Annotated in this window: 13 protein-coding genes; 9 read left to right on the top strand and 4 right to left on the bottom strand. The window is 34.8% G+C overall.

All coding sequences use genetic code 11. The features are described from left to right. The first annotated feature begins 8 nt into the window (after positions 1–8). Positions 9–1325, top strand: a complete 1317-nt coding sequence (locus tag CACET_RS12220) for a TolB family protein (RefSeq protein WP_044824784.1) — start codon at positions 9–11, stop codon at positions 1323–1325. A 163-nt stretch (positions 1326–1488) separates the two neighbouring features. Then, positions 1489–2217, top strand: a complete 729-nt coding sequence (locus CACET_RS12215; RefSeq protein WP_044824785.1) for a hypothetical protein — start codon at positions 1489–1491, stop codon at positions 2215–2217. Positions 2218–2403: 186 nt separating this feature from the next. On the opposite strand, the gene CACET_RS12210 is transcribed toward CACET_RS12215, so the two are convergent. Beyond that, a complete protein-coding gene (locus tag CACET_RS12210; protein ID WP_044824786.1) occupies positions 2404–3009 on the bottom strand; it encodes a DUF975 family protein in 606 nt (201 codons plus the stop codon). Positions 3010–3481: 472 nt separating this feature from the next. Here CACET_RS12210 and CACET_RS12205 point away from each other — a divergent pair, with 472 nt between their 5' ends. Beyond that, a complete protein-coding gene (locus CACET_RS12205) occupies positions 3482–4723 on the top strand; it encodes a DUF401 family protein (RefSeq protein ID WP_044824787.1) in 1242 nt (413 codons plus the stop codon). A 287-nt stretch (positions 4724–5010) separates the two neighbouring features. Here the strand turns inward: CACET_RS12205 and CACET_RS12200 are convergent, their stop codons facing one another. After that, positions 5011–5352 (bottom strand): hypothetical protein, encoded by a 342-nt coding sequence (locus CACET_RS12200; RefSeq protein ID WP_044824788.1) that lies wholly within the window; start codon positions 5350–5352, stop codon positions 5011–5013. Between the two features lie 715 nt (positions 5353–6067). Between CACET_RS12200 and ybaK the strand changes: the two genes are divergently transcribed. After that, entirely contained in the window at positions 6068–6532 is a 465-nt protein-coding gene (gene ybaK / locus CACET_RS12195) for a Cys-tRNA(Pro) deacylase (RefSeq protein ID WP_479722673.1), read from the top strand. A gap of 235 nt (positions 6533–6767) precedes the next feature. Here the strand turns inward: ybaK and CACET_RS12190 are convergent, their stop codons facing one another. Then, a complete protein-coding gene (locus CACET_RS12190) occupies positions 6768–7349 on the bottom strand; it encodes a TetR/AcrR family transcriptional regulator (RefSeq protein WP_044824790.1) in 582 nt (193 codons plus the stop codon). Between the two features lie 220 nt (positions 7350–7569). Further along, positions 7570–9591 carry a methyl-accepting chemotaxis protein gene (locus tag CACET_RS12185; RefSeq protein ID WP_044824791.1) on the bottom strand — a complete coding sequence of 674 codons (2022 nt, stop codon included), beginning with the start codon at positions 9589–9591 and terminating at the stop codon, positions 7570–7572. Between the two features lie 844 nt (positions 9592–10435). Here CACET_RS12185 and CACET_RS12180 point away from each other — a divergent pair. The 5 genes from CACET_RS12180 (at position 10436) to CACET_RS12165 (ending at position 16641) form a co-directional block, all read left to right on the top strand. Then, the gene (locus CACET_RS12180; RefSeq protein ID WP_044824792.1) at positions 10436–12238 is read left to right on the top strand and encodes a flavocytochrome c; all 1803 of its coding nucleotides are present in this window, start codon (positions 10436–10438) and stop codon (positions 12236–12238) included. A gap of 417 nt (positions 12239–12655) precedes the next feature. Continuing rightward, on the top strand, positions 12656–12817 hold the full coding sequence (locus CACET_RS20510; RefSeq protein WP_158386053.1) for a hypothetical protein: 162 nt from the start codon (positions 12656–12658) through the stop codon (positions 12815–12817). Between the two features lie 56 nt (positions 12818–12873). Continuing rightward, positions 12874–14478, top strand: coding sequence for a DcuS/MalK family sensor histidine kinase (gene dcuS, locus CACET_RS12175; protein WP_044824793.1), 1605 nt, complete (start codon positions 12874–12876; stop codon positions 14476–14478). Further along, positions 14475–15152, top strand: coding sequence for a response regulator (locus tag CACET_RS12170; RefSeq protein ID WP_044824794.1), 678 nt, complete (start codon positions 14475–14477; stop codon positions 15150–15152). Before dcuS ends, CACET_RS12170 begins: the two co-directional genes overlap by 4 nt. Before the next feature lie 316 nt (positions 15153–15468). Then, positions 15469–16641, top strand: coding sequence for an NAD(P)-dependent malic enzyme (locus CACET_RS12165; RefSeq protein WP_044824795.1), 1173 nt, complete (start codon positions 15469–15471; stop codon positions 16639–16641). Positions 16642–16645 lie beyond the last annotated feature (4 nt).

Genomic DNA, 16645 nt, shown 5'->3' with positions numbered 1-16645 from the left:
GAATTTTAATGGGAATAAAAACAGAGAAGTGGTTAACAAAGGTAGTGATCGTAGGATTATTAGGACTCGTATCAATCATTGCATACCAATCCTTCACAAAAGAGATTATCGAAACACAGGAACCTATCATTGTAGCTACAGATATGAAGAATTTAGAGGATCATGATGAAGACAAACCCTTGCAAATAATAGCAAGAGAAGAAGTGAACAGTATAAAAGGAATAAATGAATTTATAGGAGCAGTAGGAAACAGTGAAGTAATTGCTAGAATCGGTTTGAGCAGAAGTGATACTGAAGAATTATATGGTAGATATCGTAAGCCTCTTGGAAATAGAGAAGAAGTTGAATTTATTAATACGGTTAAGGGACCTTTGTTCAAAATCAATCTTAATACGCTTGAAGTAACACCTGTGAAGACAAACGAAGTTTCTTTTGACCCTTCAGAAATGTCACCTATTCTGTCACCTGATGGTAGAAAGTTGATGCATATTCCTTACATGATGGATAAATCTTTGGAAATCTCTAAGCCTGCCATCGTATATGATCTGCACAATCAATCTATCATAAATATTGATGCAAATATTGATCCAGACATGAAGCCAGAAAATGTGTTTTATAGAGGTTGGTCTGAAGATAGCAGATATATAGTAGGATTGGGTATAGAGGATGGAGGACAGAGTATAATCACCCTTGAGGTAGAAAACAATCAATTCCATAAAGTTAAAATAAACAGTGATATATTTAGAGTAAATACCCTAGGTCATATTTTTACGGAGGATGGAAAAGAGATATTTTTTGTTGGATGGAAAAATGAAGTATCAGGTATATATAAGTTAGAAGTAGATAGCGAAAATATAGAACTTGTGATGGCACTGCCAGATGAAGGGGATGGAAACTTTGTAAGAAATTACCCCTATAGAGTAATCGATGGAGGAAATAGAATTGTGTTTTTAGGAAATATACGGGGAGAAAATGGACTGTATATTTATCATGATGATGGTAAAACATTTACTAAAATTGCTGATGGGGAAGGCTCCTTGATTTCATTTTGGGTTTCACCAGATAATAAAAAAATAGTTTATGCTACTTATTTTAGAGATGAAAAAAGCAGAAGATTTTGGAAGATATATGCAGCAAAAATTGTTGAGGATAGGTTAGAGGACAGAATACTAGTGTCTGAGGATGTAGCAGAGTACCCCGGAATGCCTATCATTTCTTGGAGCGGTGATAGCAGAAGTATAGTGATGTATGAACCTCAAATATTTACACTGGATAGTAGAGTTTTTGTGGAAAACGGGATTATTCGCAGGATTCGATTTAGATAGTTTTATAAGAACATTGTGATGGAGAAGTTGCATTGAATTTTCAAAGGATTTTTATGTCTCTATGTAGAACATTATAACAGTGGAGTAATCCGATGAAGATCATAGAACTACTTTAGAGATAAGATTCTGGCGTAAAGACGACGAAAAGAAAGGGGCAGGGAAAATGCAAACTTTAATGAAGATCAGTATTGTTCTTCTAGTCTTCTCTTTCATCATGGCTATTGTTTTAAACGGCAAGAAAGAAAAGTGGAAGGATGACGAAGCAAAAATTCGTAGATTTACCATCTTTTTTATTAATATACCTATAGGATTAACAATGACTTTACTTATGTATGATGCTACAGAACACCTACGTGATTTTATCTATGTTATTTTTATTATGGCCTTGGCGATAGCCATAGGAGATTTCATCGAAAAAAGATATAAGAAAAATGAATATTTTATTATTTTTAAACATCTTATCTTTTGCACCCTATTATTTCTTATAGTGAAGCATATTAATAAACATTTGTTAAGGCCAATCCCTTATTTTGCTATGCTAGGACCTTTTATAGGTGTGAGCCTTAGAGAGGTGTATGAGATGGGGAAAAGGGGAAGTAAGAAGACCTTAGCAGCTTTCTTGGCTATCTGTAGTGGCATTGCTGTTTTTATAATAACAATGAACTATTTAGGAGAACCGATGGAAGGGATATCAAAGCAAGAACGGGTGGTGGAGGCTTACCTTAAGATAGAGGAAGGTTATGATGAAGAGATACAGGAAATAAGAAGAATATATAATACACCAGAGGATGAGGGCTGGAGGGTTTTTGTTTCATTAAAGAATCCAAATCGTCAAGGATATATTTATTATTATAGGGACAATGCTGTTAAAAAAGTAGAAAAATTACCTTAAGAACCTAAGGTTAAAACCTTAAAAGGGGCGCATAATCTCATTTTTTATCTCGAAATGGATCTATGTGCCCCAATAGATTTCTATAACACGCTTTACTGAGGAATAGGCTTAGAATAATCACTATCCTTGAAAAAGTAAGGGCAAAGGAGAAGATCCTAAGCCCTGTATAAATTGCCTATGATAATCCTATATCTTTGAGACCCTTCTAAGACTTTCATAAAAATTTGCTTGCGAGGCTTTCATATAAGGGATCAGCCATAGAAACCCAATGCCGAACGTGAGTATCGCTAAGAATGCCCAGCCAATAAAGCTGAAATGAAGGCAAAATAACTTCCATTTATAACCTATCATCATTCTTTTGCTGGCATCAAGAGCAGCTTTAGCACTCATCTGAGGATGATCACTTAAAATATAGAATGCCATGGCATATCTATAGCAGGCAATAATCCCTGGTACTATAAGCAGCAATGACCAAAGAAAGGTAAATAAACCAATAAGAAATTGTAAAATTAGTGCTGAAAAAAAATTTTTAAAACCATCAAATAAATTTTCAAACTGAAAAGTTCCATTTCTTACAAGCTTTATGAAACAGGAAACAAGACCTAATGTCAAAGCACCAGAGATTAAAAAACTAACGATGGAACCTAAGTTGTCAATCGCCATAGGTAAACCACTTAAAGCAGAATAAATCAAACACAGTAATACCACAGAACCCCAATTGCCCTTTAGCTGTCTCCTTGCCGCTTGCCTTAACAAGAAATTTTCCTCAATAAAGATATTATTTCCTTCCATAAACCAACCTCCTCATTAATTTTCTATGATAGCTACACTAGAAAAATTTAAAAGTTATTATAGATAAACAACATCAGGACTTAATTTTGATATACTAAGGGCTACATTTGCAGCCCACGGTTTTGGGGCGAAACCGTAGACCGTGTATATCAAAATTAAAGTTTTAACTTATTTATCTATATATTAAAAGAAATTTATCTACTTCCTTCGTGGAAATATATTACATTATATCGTAATAATGGAAAGATTGATAGATTGCTACTTTGTTCTATGGGTGTCTTAAGGAAGACAATGATGTTAGGGGATGAATTATTGACTATATATGTATATTCCATTAAATAAAAAAAGATGATTTTAAGAAAGAAGGAGCGTGATAATTTTAAAAAGATTTAAAATAAATATTTAAAATTTCATTATATTATGATATAAATTATTATAGTACACATAAATTTTTCACAAAGGGATGATTGACATGATAGTATTTTCATTGGGGATTTCATTAGCAGTTATATTGTTTTTAGTAAACAAAAAGGTAAATATGGGTTATTCTATGATGGCGGCAGCCATCTTATTAGCTTTATTGAACGGTAAGGATATGTCCTATATTTTAAAGACATTTTTTATGACCGTCAAAAGTGCAACCACGATTACCTTGGTTGCAACTGTAGGTTTGATTACGATTTTAGCATATTTAATGGATAAGTATTTGATTCTAGATCGAATGGTAGTTGCACTAGAAGCTATGTTGAGAAGTGCAAAACTTACCATATTGCTTGCGCCTTCTATTATGGGAACACTTTCAGTCTATGGTGGGGCATTAATGTCTTGTCCCGTGGTAGAAAGATTAGGGGATAGGTTATCTATGTCGAAAGACGAAAAAGCCACCATCAACTTAGTGTTTCGTCATACACTTTATCTTATTTTTCCCTTGTCCGCTGCCATGATTCTAGCCATGGAATTAGGTGAAATTGCTATCTGGGACCTTATAAAAATTCAGTTTCCCATAAGCTTGTTTATGTATATATTAGGATACATACTTTTTATTAGAAAGTATAAGGATCCAGAGATAAAGAAAATAAATAAAAGAGAATACTTACAAGTAGTTATACAATTTTTATTATATGCTTTACCAATTTTAATTAGTTTGTTAGGGGCCCTTGCTTTTTCGATGCCTTTTTATATATCAATATTATTAGGTATAGGAGTGAGTGTGGCTATAAATTTCCATGATAAAAAACATGACACTAAATACGATATAGGAGAAAATCCACTGATCACTATGTATAAAGGATTAAAGCTACCTTTGATTATGACTATATTCGGAATCCTATTTTATAGAAATATTGTCACAGGTATGGAGGAAATATATGTTTTTTTTGGTGATTTTTTAGATAAGGGAATGCCTTTAGAATTGTTAATATTCATAGTATGTGGTGTTATTTGTTTAGCACTGGCTTCACCCCAGCCAGGGATTGCCATATTGTTTCCAATTGTTTTGCCATTGGCACCTAATTATGATACAAGACTTTTATATGCTATGTTCATTTTTACTACTTCTTTTTTATTTTATTATATTTCTCCCTTGCATCTATGCCAGGTTTTGACTTTAGAATATTTTCAAGTAGGTTTAAAAAAGCTGTATAGAAATTATCTGTATCTTGTACCCCTGACCTTTCTTTGTATGGTTGCTATATATATGGTAAATATCTTTTAATGAAAAGTCATTGGCGTTAGCTTAAACCATAATTTGTCGTCCTACGTTACTCCAAGATCCTTCGCTACCCTCAGGATGACAGTTCAAGAGAATTGTGTAAATAATTGTGTTAAGTTAACGCCTATGAATAAAAAGTATAAAATAAGTATGTGTTAGAAAGTGATGAGGGGAATTTATCTCAGTAATTTAATTTCCGCCTATAGGAATAAATAAGCTCTCGGTATAAAGTGCAAAACGATAACAAGATGCTGCAAGTAAGCATTAAAAAAGGCTCCTAGGAGCCTTTTTTAATGCTTACTTGCAAACTTTTCTTCTCCCTTTTTAAGTTGATTTAGAACACCTAAGAAGTAATCTACATTTTGTTTGGCAGTATATCCAATCATTGAGGCTTTACCATTGAACTCTGGAGAAATATCCAGGAGTTCTATTGACTGCATTGTAGAGTCAATAGTTCTATATTCCTTTAAAATTTCAATAACTAATTTATTTGCTTTATCAAAACCATATATGCTTAGGGCTTCGTAGATATATAAAGTATGATAAGGTAGGTCATCTAGATATTTATGAGCTGCTTTAAAGCATGAAATAGCACGCATAATTTCATTCACAGAAACTATTTTTCCTGGCATCTTATTACCCCTTTCTTTGCAGGATAGATAGTACTAACTTTCTATAGCCAAAATAGGTAATTATAAACATGAAAAGATATATTCGTAAGTTATAATTTCCAATGTTGGTCTTAATAAAGTCAACTAATGAATCCTTTAAAAAGAAGACTTTTATATAACCAGACTATATATAGAAATATGGATTCTTAACCTTAATTAGATTTCTATAACTACAAAATCTTATAATTAGTATGCACCACTTTAGATAGATGAACACATGAAAAAGAGGAAAAGAACTTATTTGGACTGCTTAAGTTCCTCCTTAAATACATGTCTGTACCACTTCAGGTAAATGTAAGAGAATATAGATATTTTTAAGGATTTTTTAAACAAGTAGGAGACTAGTAGATTTCGTTGACCGACTTTTACGAATGATATATAATTACATAGTACTTGTTAGAATTAAAAATAAAATACCATGTGAGGTAAATTATGTATAAAAATCAGATAAAAATGTGAAAGAATATAAAGTTTAGGTGTTATTAATTACATGTAGCTTATTTTGAATAGATAAGGATGATAACACTGCTATCCTTAGGATGATAAATTCAAAAGGATTGAAAATAGTTGAATTAAGTTAATGTCCATGATTTTAATATGAGATATAAGAGTAGCGTGCAAAAGGATAAAATGGTTAAGTGAGGGATAAACATTGGCTAATTTAAAGACAAACGCTATGCGAATTCTAGAAAAAGCAGGAATTTTGTATGAAACATACACTTATAATAACAGGGATGGCTTAGTAGATGGGGTGTCTGTTGCTGCTAAACTAGGACAACCTGTTGAAAAGGTTTATAAAACTCTTGTTACACAAGCAGTTAGTAAAGAATATTATGTTTTTATCATTCCCGTTGTTGCGGAGCTTGATTTAAAAGCAGCCGCAAGAGCAGTAGGGGAGAAAGCTGTTGAAATGATCAAGGTTACTGACATCAATAAGGTTACAGGTTATATTCGCGGAGGGTGTTCACCTATAGGAATGAAAAAACCGTATAAGACTGTCCTGGATGGCTCTTGTGAAGTGTTAGATACAATAATTGTAAGTGCAGGGAAGATAGGTTATCAAATTGAGATAGCACCGAAGGATTTGATTACTCTTCTTCAGTGTAGTATAGACAGCATTACCATCCATCAAAATAAATAATGGGGTAGTAGCTTATTGCTACTTGCTATTATCCAATACTTTTATAAGTAAAGTTGCTATGAAAAACAATAAATTTTATGCTTCAATATAATATATTGAAAGTCAGCGACTATACTTTAATCTTGAGAGGACACTATGGTGAAATTCATGATAAAAAGACCGTATCTTATACGGTTTTTTTTTCGTTTGTTTTGAAGATTTGTTCTATATAGGAAGATAGAAGGGCTGATGCTTACTACAAAACTTTCACTAAAAGTCTTACATATTTAGTAACATGCTCAGGAAGATCATATTGTCCATCATGCAGACTCCAATCATAAACAATCCCCCGTACAGAAATAAATAAAAATCTTACAGCTTCTTCTGGTGCCATATTAGTAGAGAGTTCTCCTTTCTTTTGTCCCTCTTCAATAATAGTTTGTAGTACAGCTTGTATATGTCTACCCTTTGTTGTAAAAAGATTACTTTTAAAAGTATATAGCTGCTTTACGAAGTCAACACCTCGCTCTACGTTATAATTAGCATAGTAGAGAAAAAATTCATTTATCTTATCTCTCGTATTTACCCCCTTAATGTTTGCAGCTACAACGTTTAGGAAGTAGTCATCTGCTAATTTGAAGATCCTATCTAATATTTCGTTTTTTGACTTGAAATAGTTATAAAAAGAGCCTACTGATACATTTGATGTTTTACAGATTTCTTCCACTGTAATATTCTCAAAACCTTTTTTTTCTATTAATTCAACAGCAGTTCGATATATTTTTTCTTGAGTGTTGAGAGCTTGAATTTGTCTATTCGTTAACTTAGTTTTTGTCATAATATTCCCTCCTGTCCTTCACTGCATTAATAAAAAAATTATAACAAATAAACTTCTTAAAGTAAATTAACTTCTCTTTTGAATATATTCTATATAAGCTTCATAAAACCCTTATGCCTCTTTAAGAGTACTATCCTGATTTTAGTGGTGGTGGAAGAAAAAAAGGAAAGCACTAAAGCATGATAGCACATTCCTTTTTCTTCTAAAGTATAATATTATATTATATTTTGAACTGATTGATATTCCTCTGCATTTCCTCTGCAATTTTTGCTAAACCTTCGCTGGCATTAGCAATTTCCTCCATGGAGGCTGTTTGCTCCTCCACCGCAGCGGAAGCTTCCTCCGTCCCAGCGGCGTTTTCCTCTGAAATAGCTGAGAGATTTTCTATGATGCCAACAATTTCATTCTTTTTCCCTGCCATGGTTTTGCTGGACTGGTTAATTATATCAATAGCTTTTTTGATTTTTTCAATAGCAGTGGCAATTCCTTCGAATTTTCTATTGGTCATTTCCACACTTTCCCCCTGGGAGGCTACAATTTTTTCTACCTCCTGCATGGTTGTCACCGCATGGGTAGTCTTGCTGGTTAACTCCTCAATGATACTGGCTATTTCTGTAGTAAACTGATTAGATTGCTCTGCCAGCTTTCGTATCTCCTCTGCCACTACTGCAAAACCTCTACCAGCTTCTCCAGCTCGGGCTGCCTCTATGGCTGCATTCAAAGCTAACAGGTTGGTTTGTTCCGCAATGCTACGAATCATCTGGCTGGCGATCTCAATCTTCTCTGCACTATCATTGGTATTAACAATGATAGCATAGATCTCCTTAGTAGACTCATTATTCACCTTTGTTTTTGCCACTAAATCCTTTAGAATTTCAAATCCTTGATTTTTTAGATTATCCACCTCTTCTGTGGATAGGTTTAATTGTTGAATATATTGTTGGTCCTTTTCGATCAATCCACCTAATTCATTGATATGTAACACCCCTATTTCAGTATCCTTGGCTTGATCAGTAGCACCTCTTGCGATTTCCTCTATGGTCCTTGCCACCTCTTCCGCTGCTGTAGCTGACTGTTGACTGGTGGCCGTCAGCTGCTGAGAAGAAGCTGCCACCAGTTGCGAGGTATCTGCCAGCTGTCGGACAAACTCTCTTAAGTTATCTGTGATGTTCTGGAAGCCAGCGGCTAAGGTTCCAATCTCATCTCTTCGTCTTAAAAATACCTCTGGAACATCTTCAGTAATATCTAGGGCTGCAATCTTCTCACCATGCTTGACTGTGGCAATGACAGGTTTTGTAATAGAGGAGCCGATAAGATAACAGACTATAATACTGATAATTAAGATGATGAAAACCATGAGAGCAATATTTCTTTGGAGTCTTGGTAGTGCATCCATCACTTCCTCTTCATTAGCAGTGATTACCATGATCCAATCGGTACCCTGCACCCCTGCATAACCAGCATAAATATCGTTACCCTCAAAGGAATAACTGTTTACCCCTCTTTTTTCTTCAAGCATCTGCTGGAATTGATGCGCCAGAGAGGTTAGTTCCCTATTACTTTCCACCTCCAGGATTGGGTTGAACTGGTTTACTACCCGATCTCTGTTAGGATGGGCAATCACTATACCATTGCCATCAATGATATAGGCATAGCCTTGATCTCCAAAACCCATATCATCAGAAAGAATATTAAGGAAATTGGCATCTGCTACAGCCACTAGTACTCCTACGATGCTGTTTTCATAGGTCACAGGGACTGAATATACCACAATCAGTGCACCATGATCATCAACATTTACACTAATAGCAGGGGGAAGTAGGCCTCGTTTTCCACTCAAGGAATCATGATAGTATTCTCTCTCTGATACATCAACAATGCTTCCCCTAATGCCATAGGAATCCGATAAATATAGATTCCCCTTTAAATCTGAAATGCCAATTCTTAAAAAATTCTCTGTCTTTTCCACTTCCTCCAGCAAAATAGCTATTTTTGTTTCCAAGTCACTCTCAGGATTGCTTATGCGCTCTCTACTGGCAAGCCCTTCTAGATATGTATAGTGCACCTCCATCCTAGTAGCAGTTAAGCGACTTCCCTCCTCTGCCAACAATACCAATGCCTCTTCCACCTCTGAGGTAACTGCCTGCCTGACGGTGCGTAACGAAATGTAGCCTAAAACAACTGATATGGATAGTATTAAAATAGAAAAATAAATAATTAGCTTTGTCTTCATACTTTTCATCGTATCTTCCTCTCTATGTCTTATATGTGTATGTGTTTAACAAACTATAGAATCCACAGCTCAGCTCCTCTTCTCCTTTATTTTTTCAACTTAATTATTTTTTTTATCTGGCTCACCTTCATTTGCTCTCACAAAAGATGATAGGCAAAGGGATTTTTCGCAATGCTTAATAACCCCGAGGTATTCTTTTTGACGCTCTCTATCAGCATCTTCCTACCTATTTTTCTTCTTTCTAGCAACCTTCATTATATATTTGTAAAAGAAAAGTATCAAGCTTCATAAAAACTAATTTAGCTGCTTAAATTTGGTATAAACAAACGACTAACAATTGGATAAATATTCTTCGGTAAATGATCCAAATCAGTTATATATTAAGCACAGATACTCCCTTTCATTCAATGATGATATTCTTGTGAACCTGACTAATTTGGCTTAACAGCCAGTGCAAAAACCTACGAATTTGCTGAGGGGTTGGACTTTTGCTTAGATCCAGGCAATATGTATTGCCAAAATCGTTTGGATAGTTTGATTTCTTCTGTTTTTATAAAACTTAAGTAGGGAAAAAGTTTGTTTTTCTACGAGAGAGTAATAAAGATAGTAAAAAATATATTGACTAACAATTAACAATCACATATAATGAATATATTCACAGAATACATTCAGTGAATATATTCATTGAATGTATTCTGTGAATATAACGATTTCATGGTGGTTAGTAGCTGAATCCTTGTGAAATTGTTAAAAAGTAAGGCGTACTTGTACTATCTTTTAAAATTATAGGTAGTAAATGGGCAAGTACTAAAGAGTAAATAATTTAAAAAGAAGACAGAGGAGGAATTAAAGCATGATGAAATTTTTAAAATCTAAAAGAATGGTTTCTGTTTTATTATGTATAGTTTTGGTTCTAGCTGTAGTAGGTTGTCAGTCTAAGACTACAGAATCACCAGAGTCAGCGATGTTCAAAGCTGGTACTTATGTTGCATCTGCAGCTGGCCACAATGGAGATATAGAAGTAGAGGTTACAGTTGATGAAAATCTAATTAAATCTGTTAACATTTTAGATCATAAGGAAAGTCCTGGTATAACAGATCCAGCAATAGAAAGAATACCTAAAGCAATTGTAGAAAACCAAACCTTAGCTGTCGATGCTATATCTGGTGCAACAATTACAAGTAATGCAATTATTGCTGCTGTAACAGAAGCGATTAAATTAGCAGATGGAGACATTGATGCTTTAAGCGTAAAAAGAGATAGTGCAGAAGCTACAGGTGAAGCTGTAGAATACACAACAGATGTTGTTGTAATTGGTGGGGGTGGTGCAGGTCTTGCAGCGGCAGTATCTGCTCATCAAAATGGAGCAGAGGTTATCGTCATCGAAAAAATGCCTAGACTTGGTGGAAATACCATTCTTTCTGGAGGAGCCCTTAATGCTGCTGGTTCTCCAAGACAGACTGCTCAAGGGATTGAAGATGCTCCTGAGAAACACTATACGCAAACCTATGAAGGTGGCGATAAGGTTGGAAATCCTTCTTTAATAAAAGTATTAACAGATAATGCATATCCTGCTGTTGAATGGCTTGAAAGCATGGGTATGAAGTTTAACGATGAAGTATTTACTGTTTTAGGCGGTTTGTGGCCAAGAGCTCATAAGCCTTCTTCACCACTAGGAACTGGTTTTATAGATACGTATGAGAACTACATTAACCAAAATGATGGTATTGAAGTTTTATTAGATACTGAAGCAGTTGAATTGATAGTAGAAAACGAAAAAGTTGTAGGGGTTAAGGCAAAAGGCTTAAAAGGAGAAGTAATTCTTAATGCAAATAATGGTGTAGTACTTGCATCAGGTGGTTTTGGTGCTAACATTGAACTGAGAGACAAGTACAACGAAAATTGGCCTACTCTTACTGAAATTAAAACTACTAATCATCCAGGTGCAACAGGAGATGGATTACTACTAGCTGAAGCTGTTGATGCTAACTTTGTAGGGCTAGAGCATATTCAATTACTTCCAATGGGGGACCCTGTAACAGGAAGCCTTAGTGGAAATATAGAGCAAGGCGTTGAAAACCGTATTTTTGTTAACAAAGATGGTAATCGTTTTGTAGATGAGGGTGCTAGAAGAGATGTTATGACAAAGGCATTAATGGAGCAGCAAGATGCTTACATGTGGGTAATCGTTGATAAACACTCTTATCCAACAGGAGATAAGAAAAATAACTTCAACGAGTCAATTGATGAGCTTATTGCACAAGGTAGAGCTTTTAAAGGGGACACTCTTGAGGAGCTTGCAGAAAAGATTGGTGTAGATCCTGCTAACCTTGTTAACGCAGTAAATGAATTTAATAAGATAGTAGAAAAAGGTGGCCCAGATGCCTTTGGAAGAACATTATTTGCAGATAAACTAGATACTGCGCCATTTTATGCAGGTGCACGTGTTCCTACAGTTCACCATACTATGGGTGGTGTTGAAATCAACGAAAGTGCACAGGTTCTAGGTACAAATGGAAATGTAATACCAGGATTATATGCAGCTGGTGAAGTTACAGGTGGAATTCACGGTACCAACCGTTTAGGCGGAAATGCATTAGCAGACATAGCAGTATTCGGAAGAATTGCAGGGGAAAGTGCTGCAGCAAAAAAATAGTAGTTTTTCTGCTTTAGATTGATGCTAAAAAGGAACAATCATCTTAAGATTAGGAATGAATAGATAATAGGATAGGACATTATAAAGCCCATCATATGCTAAAAGCCGCATTTTATGCGGCTTTTTTCTATTATATAAAGAGCTCGTTGTTAAAAGATCCATATCATTCGTTAAATTTGGCGTCAAACTTATCTAATAGTGCAAGCATCTTTTTAAAACTAAGCTATTTATTATGGCGTTTTCAAGGCAGATGAGTAGAAAAAAGAGTAGTACAAAAATGCCATATGTGTGGGGATAGGGAAATACCAAGACAAATAAATGAGAAGAAGAATATAGGGGGTTTTTAGGGGCTGCTTACTCTTGTTGACAGTCACAGTAGGTGATAGTAGAATGAGTCTGAGGTGATTTTTATTAAGTATGAGAAAAAAGTCATTTATTTCAGATAGGCATAAAAGTGAAGTAGCAGAAAGTGACAAGTATTTCTATATAGTAATTAGATATATACATCAGAATCCAGTGAAGGTGAGAATACTAGATTTAGGAGATTATAAATGGAGTAGCTATAGCAGCTATAGATAAACAAGGAATAATTTCTTATTGTCCTACCTATTGTTGCTAGAAAAGAGGAGTCTTCCATGAGAAAAAAGCAATTTAAACTTCAGACCCAAATAACCATATTTACTATAATCATCGCTATTATTTCTATTTATACGACTACCTACTTTACTGCAAGATGGATTATATCAAGTATGCAGCAGGAGATCAATATGAACATAATGAATATTGCCAAGGTAATAGCAAATAGTCCAAATGTAGTAGAAGGAATGAAAAGTGGCGATTATTATCAAAATCCTATACAGCCATTTGTACAGAAAATACTAGAGGATACCAATCAGGTTGAGATCATTGTAGTGGCAGACATGGAGGGCTTTAGATATGCTCATCCCAATCCTCAAAGATTAGGAGAAAAATTTGTTGGGGGAGATGAACTTCGGGTAGTAAAGACAGGAGAGAACTATATATCTGAAGCTACAGGCACTATGGGAACAGCTGTAAGAGCTTTTGCCTCAATTTATGACGAGGAAAATCAGCAGCAGCTTGGATTTGTTATGGTAGGAACACTTACCCAAACTATAGCAGAAATAAAGAAACAAAGGATTATCACAGCCATTTTAACTTCTTTGGTAGGATTATTTTTTGGAATAATAGGAGCAATTTTTTTGGCAAACAAAATTAAAAATAAACTGTTTGGATTAGAACCAGATGAAATTGCAAAACTATATGTTGAAAAGCAGGGAATGTTAGAGGCTATTCATGAAGGGGTTATTGCGATTGATACTGATGAAAAAATAACTTTGATCAATGATTCTGCAAGAAAGTTACTTCATATTTCAGAAAAAGATATCATTGGAGAAAAAATCACTAAATTACTTCCAAATACTAGATTGCCTCAGGTATTAAAAACAGGTGTTGCTGAATATGATAGAGAACAGCTGCTAAAGGAGACTGTCATTATAAGTAATAGAGTTCCTATAAAAAGTGGAGAGAAGATTGTAGGAGCTATTGCAACCTTTAGAGATAAGACAATGATTACTCGTTTAGCAGAAGAAGTTACAGGCGTAAAACAAATTGTACAGGCCTTAAGGGCCAATAGCCATGAATTTATGAATAAATTACATGTTATCTTGGGATTAATAGAGATTGAGGAATTTGAAGAGGTAAAAAGATATATTATTGATACAAACAAAAACCAGCAACAAATCATGACGTTAGTGATAGGAAAAATAAAAGACACTACCATCGCTGGACTGCTATTAGGAAAAATTAGTAGAGCCAAGGAATTAGGGATTGTTATGGATATATCAAAAGAGAGTTATCTTGAAAAACAAAAAGGAAAAATTACCAGCAGTGTTTTGGTGACAATTTTAGGGAACCTTATAGAAAATTCTATGGAGGCTATTAGTTTAAATGAGAAGGAAGAAAAGGTTATTAAAGTTAGTTTGATAGAATCTAAAGAAGAGATCACCATCACAGTGAAGGATACTGGCATAGGTATTCCAGAGAAAAATATATCATGTATTTTTGAAAGAGGTTTTTCAACAAAGGCACTGAGCAGCGGAATTGGTTTATCTTTAATAAAAAATACAGTGGAAAACTTAGGAGGAGATATAAAGGTTACCACTGAGCTGTATGAAGGAACGACCTTTATGATTACCTTGCCAAAGGAGGGGAAAATATGATAAATGTTTTAATCGTGGAAGATGATCCGATGGTGGCACAATTAAATGAAAAATATGTTGAGCGTGTTAAAGGATTTAAAGTGGTATGTGTGACTGGAAATGGACAAGAAGCGCTAAATTTTTTAAAGACCCATTCTGTAGATTTAGTAATTTTAGACATATATATGCCTAAATTAGACGGAATCAGTTTTTTAAGAGAAGTTAGAAGGAGATCCATAAAAACAGATGTGATTTTGGTAACTGCCGCAAAAGAAACAGAAAGCATTGATGAGGCATTAAAACTAGGGGCAGTAGACTATCTTATTAAACCCTTTGAGTACCAACGTCTGAAAAGTACTTTGGATAATTATATTGAACGGTACCACGTACTGAAGCATAGGAACACTGTTTTCCAAGAGGATATTGATAAAATTATGAAACAAAATACTGACTTGCTGGAAAAAGATTTTCAAAAGGGTATCCATAAAAAAACCCTTGAGAGGATACGAAAATTTATGAAGTATCATGAAGAAAAATACTTTACCAGTGAAGAAGTAGCAGAGGAAATGAAGGTTTCAAGGGTAACTGTAAGGAGATATTTGGAATATCTAGCTTCATTAGAAGAGTTAATATTAGAGATTGAATATGGCTCTATAGGTAGACCCAGACATTTATATAAGTATCATAGGCGTTAGTTTAATAGAATTATTACCAAAATTCTCTCGAACTGTCATCCTGAGGGTAGTGAAGGATCTTGGAGTAATGAAGAATTTTGCTAACACTAAGATCCTTCGATTCCGCTTTGCTCCGCTCAGGATGACAAATTATGGATTAAGTTAACGCTAATGATATAAGTATAAAAAAGTGTAGTAAAGGTAAAGTATTGTTAAAAAAAAATCATTGTTTTTTTAATTTACTAAACATTTAGAAAAGGTTCTAAATGTTTTCTTTTTTTGAAATTTTTTATAACATGGAGATAACAAAAAGAATTTAAAGGGAGAGTGATTATTTATGGATTTAGGGAAAGAAAGTTTAAAGCTGCATGAAGCATCTAAAGGCAAGATTTATACGGCATCAAAGGTGGCGGTAAAAAATCGTGAAGATCTAAGCTTAGCCTACACGCCAGGCGTAGCTGAACCCTGTAGGAAAATTCATGAAGAGAAGACAAATGTTTACAAATATACTTCTAAGGGAAATTTGGTGGCGGTGGTTACTGATGGTACTGCAGTTCTAGGATTAGGGGATATAGGACCGGAAGCAGCAATGCCAGTCATGGAGGGAAAAGCAATTTTATTTAAGGAGTTTGCAAACGTAGATGCCTTTCCTATTTGTCTTGATACAAAGGATGCAGATGAAATCGTAAGAACTGTAAAACTTTTAGCGCCAACCTTTGGAGGCATCAACCTTGAAGACATAGCAGCACCTAGATGCTTTGAGATTGAAAGAAGACTGAAAGAAGAATTGGATATTCCTGTATTCCATGATGATCAACATGGTACAGCTATTGTAGTAATAGCAGGACTGATTAATGCTCTTAAACTAGTGAATAAAAAAATTGAAGATACCACCATTGTTGTTAATGGTGCTGGTTCTGCCGGGGTGGCAATTGCAAAGATGTTACTAAATATGAATCCAAAGGAGATTTTACTATGTGGCAAAAAAGGGATTCTTTATGCTGGAAACCCTGAAAACGATAGCAGTAAAGAGGCAATAACGCAGCTAACAAATAAAGAACAAAAGAAAGGCAGTCTTATGGATGCAATGACAGGTGCAGATGTATTTATTGGGGTATCTGCAGCCAATGTTGTTACGGAAGAAATGGTAAAGGTTATGAATCAAGAGGCTATTATATTTGCTATGGCCAATCCAGTGCCAGAGATTATGCCGGATTTAGCATTTAAGGCAGGAGCGAAAGTAGTAGGTTCTGGACGCTCTGACTTCCCAAATCAGGTAAACAATGTTTTAGCTTTCCCAGGAATTTTTAGAGGAGCATTAGATGTTAGAGCTAGCGATATTAATGAAGAAATGAAGCTGGCAGCAGCCTATGCAATTGCAAGTATTATTCATGAAAAAGAACTGAAACCTGATTACGTTATACCAGATGCTTTTGATAAAAGAGTTGTAGAGAAGGTAGCGGAAGCAGTTGCAGAAGCTGCTAGGGAAACTGGCGTTGCAAAAAAATAAAAAG

The organism is Clostridium aceticum (assembly GCF_001042715.1).
Taxonomy (GTDB): domain Bacteria; phylum Bacillota; class Clostridia; order Peptostreptococcales; family Natronincolaceae; genus Andreesenella; species Andreesenella acetica.
Note: the sequence above shows the minus strand (reverse complement) of the source record. Positions and strands in the feature narration are given on the sequence as shown.

Coding starts and splice junctions, on each gene's coding strand:
- CACET_RS12220 (WP_044824784.1), top strand. CDS start 9: ATGGGAATAAAAACAGAGAAGTGGTTAACAAAGGTAGTGATCGTAGGA.
- CACET_RS12215 (WP_044824785.1), top strand. CDS start 1,489: ATGCAAACTTTAATGAAGATCAGTATTGTTCTTCTAGTCTTCTCTTTC.
- CACET_RS12210 (WP_044824786.1), bottom strand. CDS start 3,009: ATGGAAGGAAATAATATCTTTATTGAGGAAAATTTCTTGTTAAGGCAA.
- CACET_RS12205 (WP_044824787.1), top strand. CDS start 3,482: ATGATAGTATTTTCATTGGGGATTTCATTAGCAGTTATATTGTTTTTA.
- CACET_RS12200 (WP_044824788.1), bottom strand. CDS start 5,352: ATGCCAGGAAAAATAGTTTCTGTGAATGAAATTATGCGTGCTATTTCA.
- ybaK (WP_479722673.1), top strand. CDS start 6,068: ATGCGAATTCTAGAAAAAGCAGGAATTTTGTATGAAACATACACTTAT.
- CACET_RS12190 (WP_044824790.1), bottom strand. CDS start 7,349: ATGACAAAAACTAAGTTAACGAATAGACAAATTCAAGCTCTCAACACT.
- CACET_RS12185 (WP_044824791.1), bottom strand. CDS start 9,591: ATGAAAAGTATGAAGACAAAGCTAATTATTTATTTTTCTATTTTAATA.
- CACET_RS12180 (WP_044824792.1), top strand. CDS start 10,436: ATGATGAAATTTTTAAAATCTAAAAGAATGGTTTCTGTTTTATTATGT.
- CACET_RS20510 (WP_158386053.1), top strand. CDS start 12,656: ATGAGAAAAAAGTCATTTATTTCAGATAGGCATAAAAGTGAAGTAGCA.
- dcuS (WP_044824793.1), top strand. CDS start 12,874: ATGAGAAAAAAGCAATTTAAACTTCAGACCCAAATAACCATATTTACT.
- CACET_RS12170 (WP_044824794.1), top strand. CDS start 14,475: ATGATAAATGTTTTAATCGTGGAAGATGATCCGATGGTGGCACAATTA.
- CACET_RS12165 (WP_044824795.1), top strand. CDS start 15,469: ATGGATTTAGGGAAAGAAAGTTTAAAGCTGCATGAAGCATCTAAAGGC.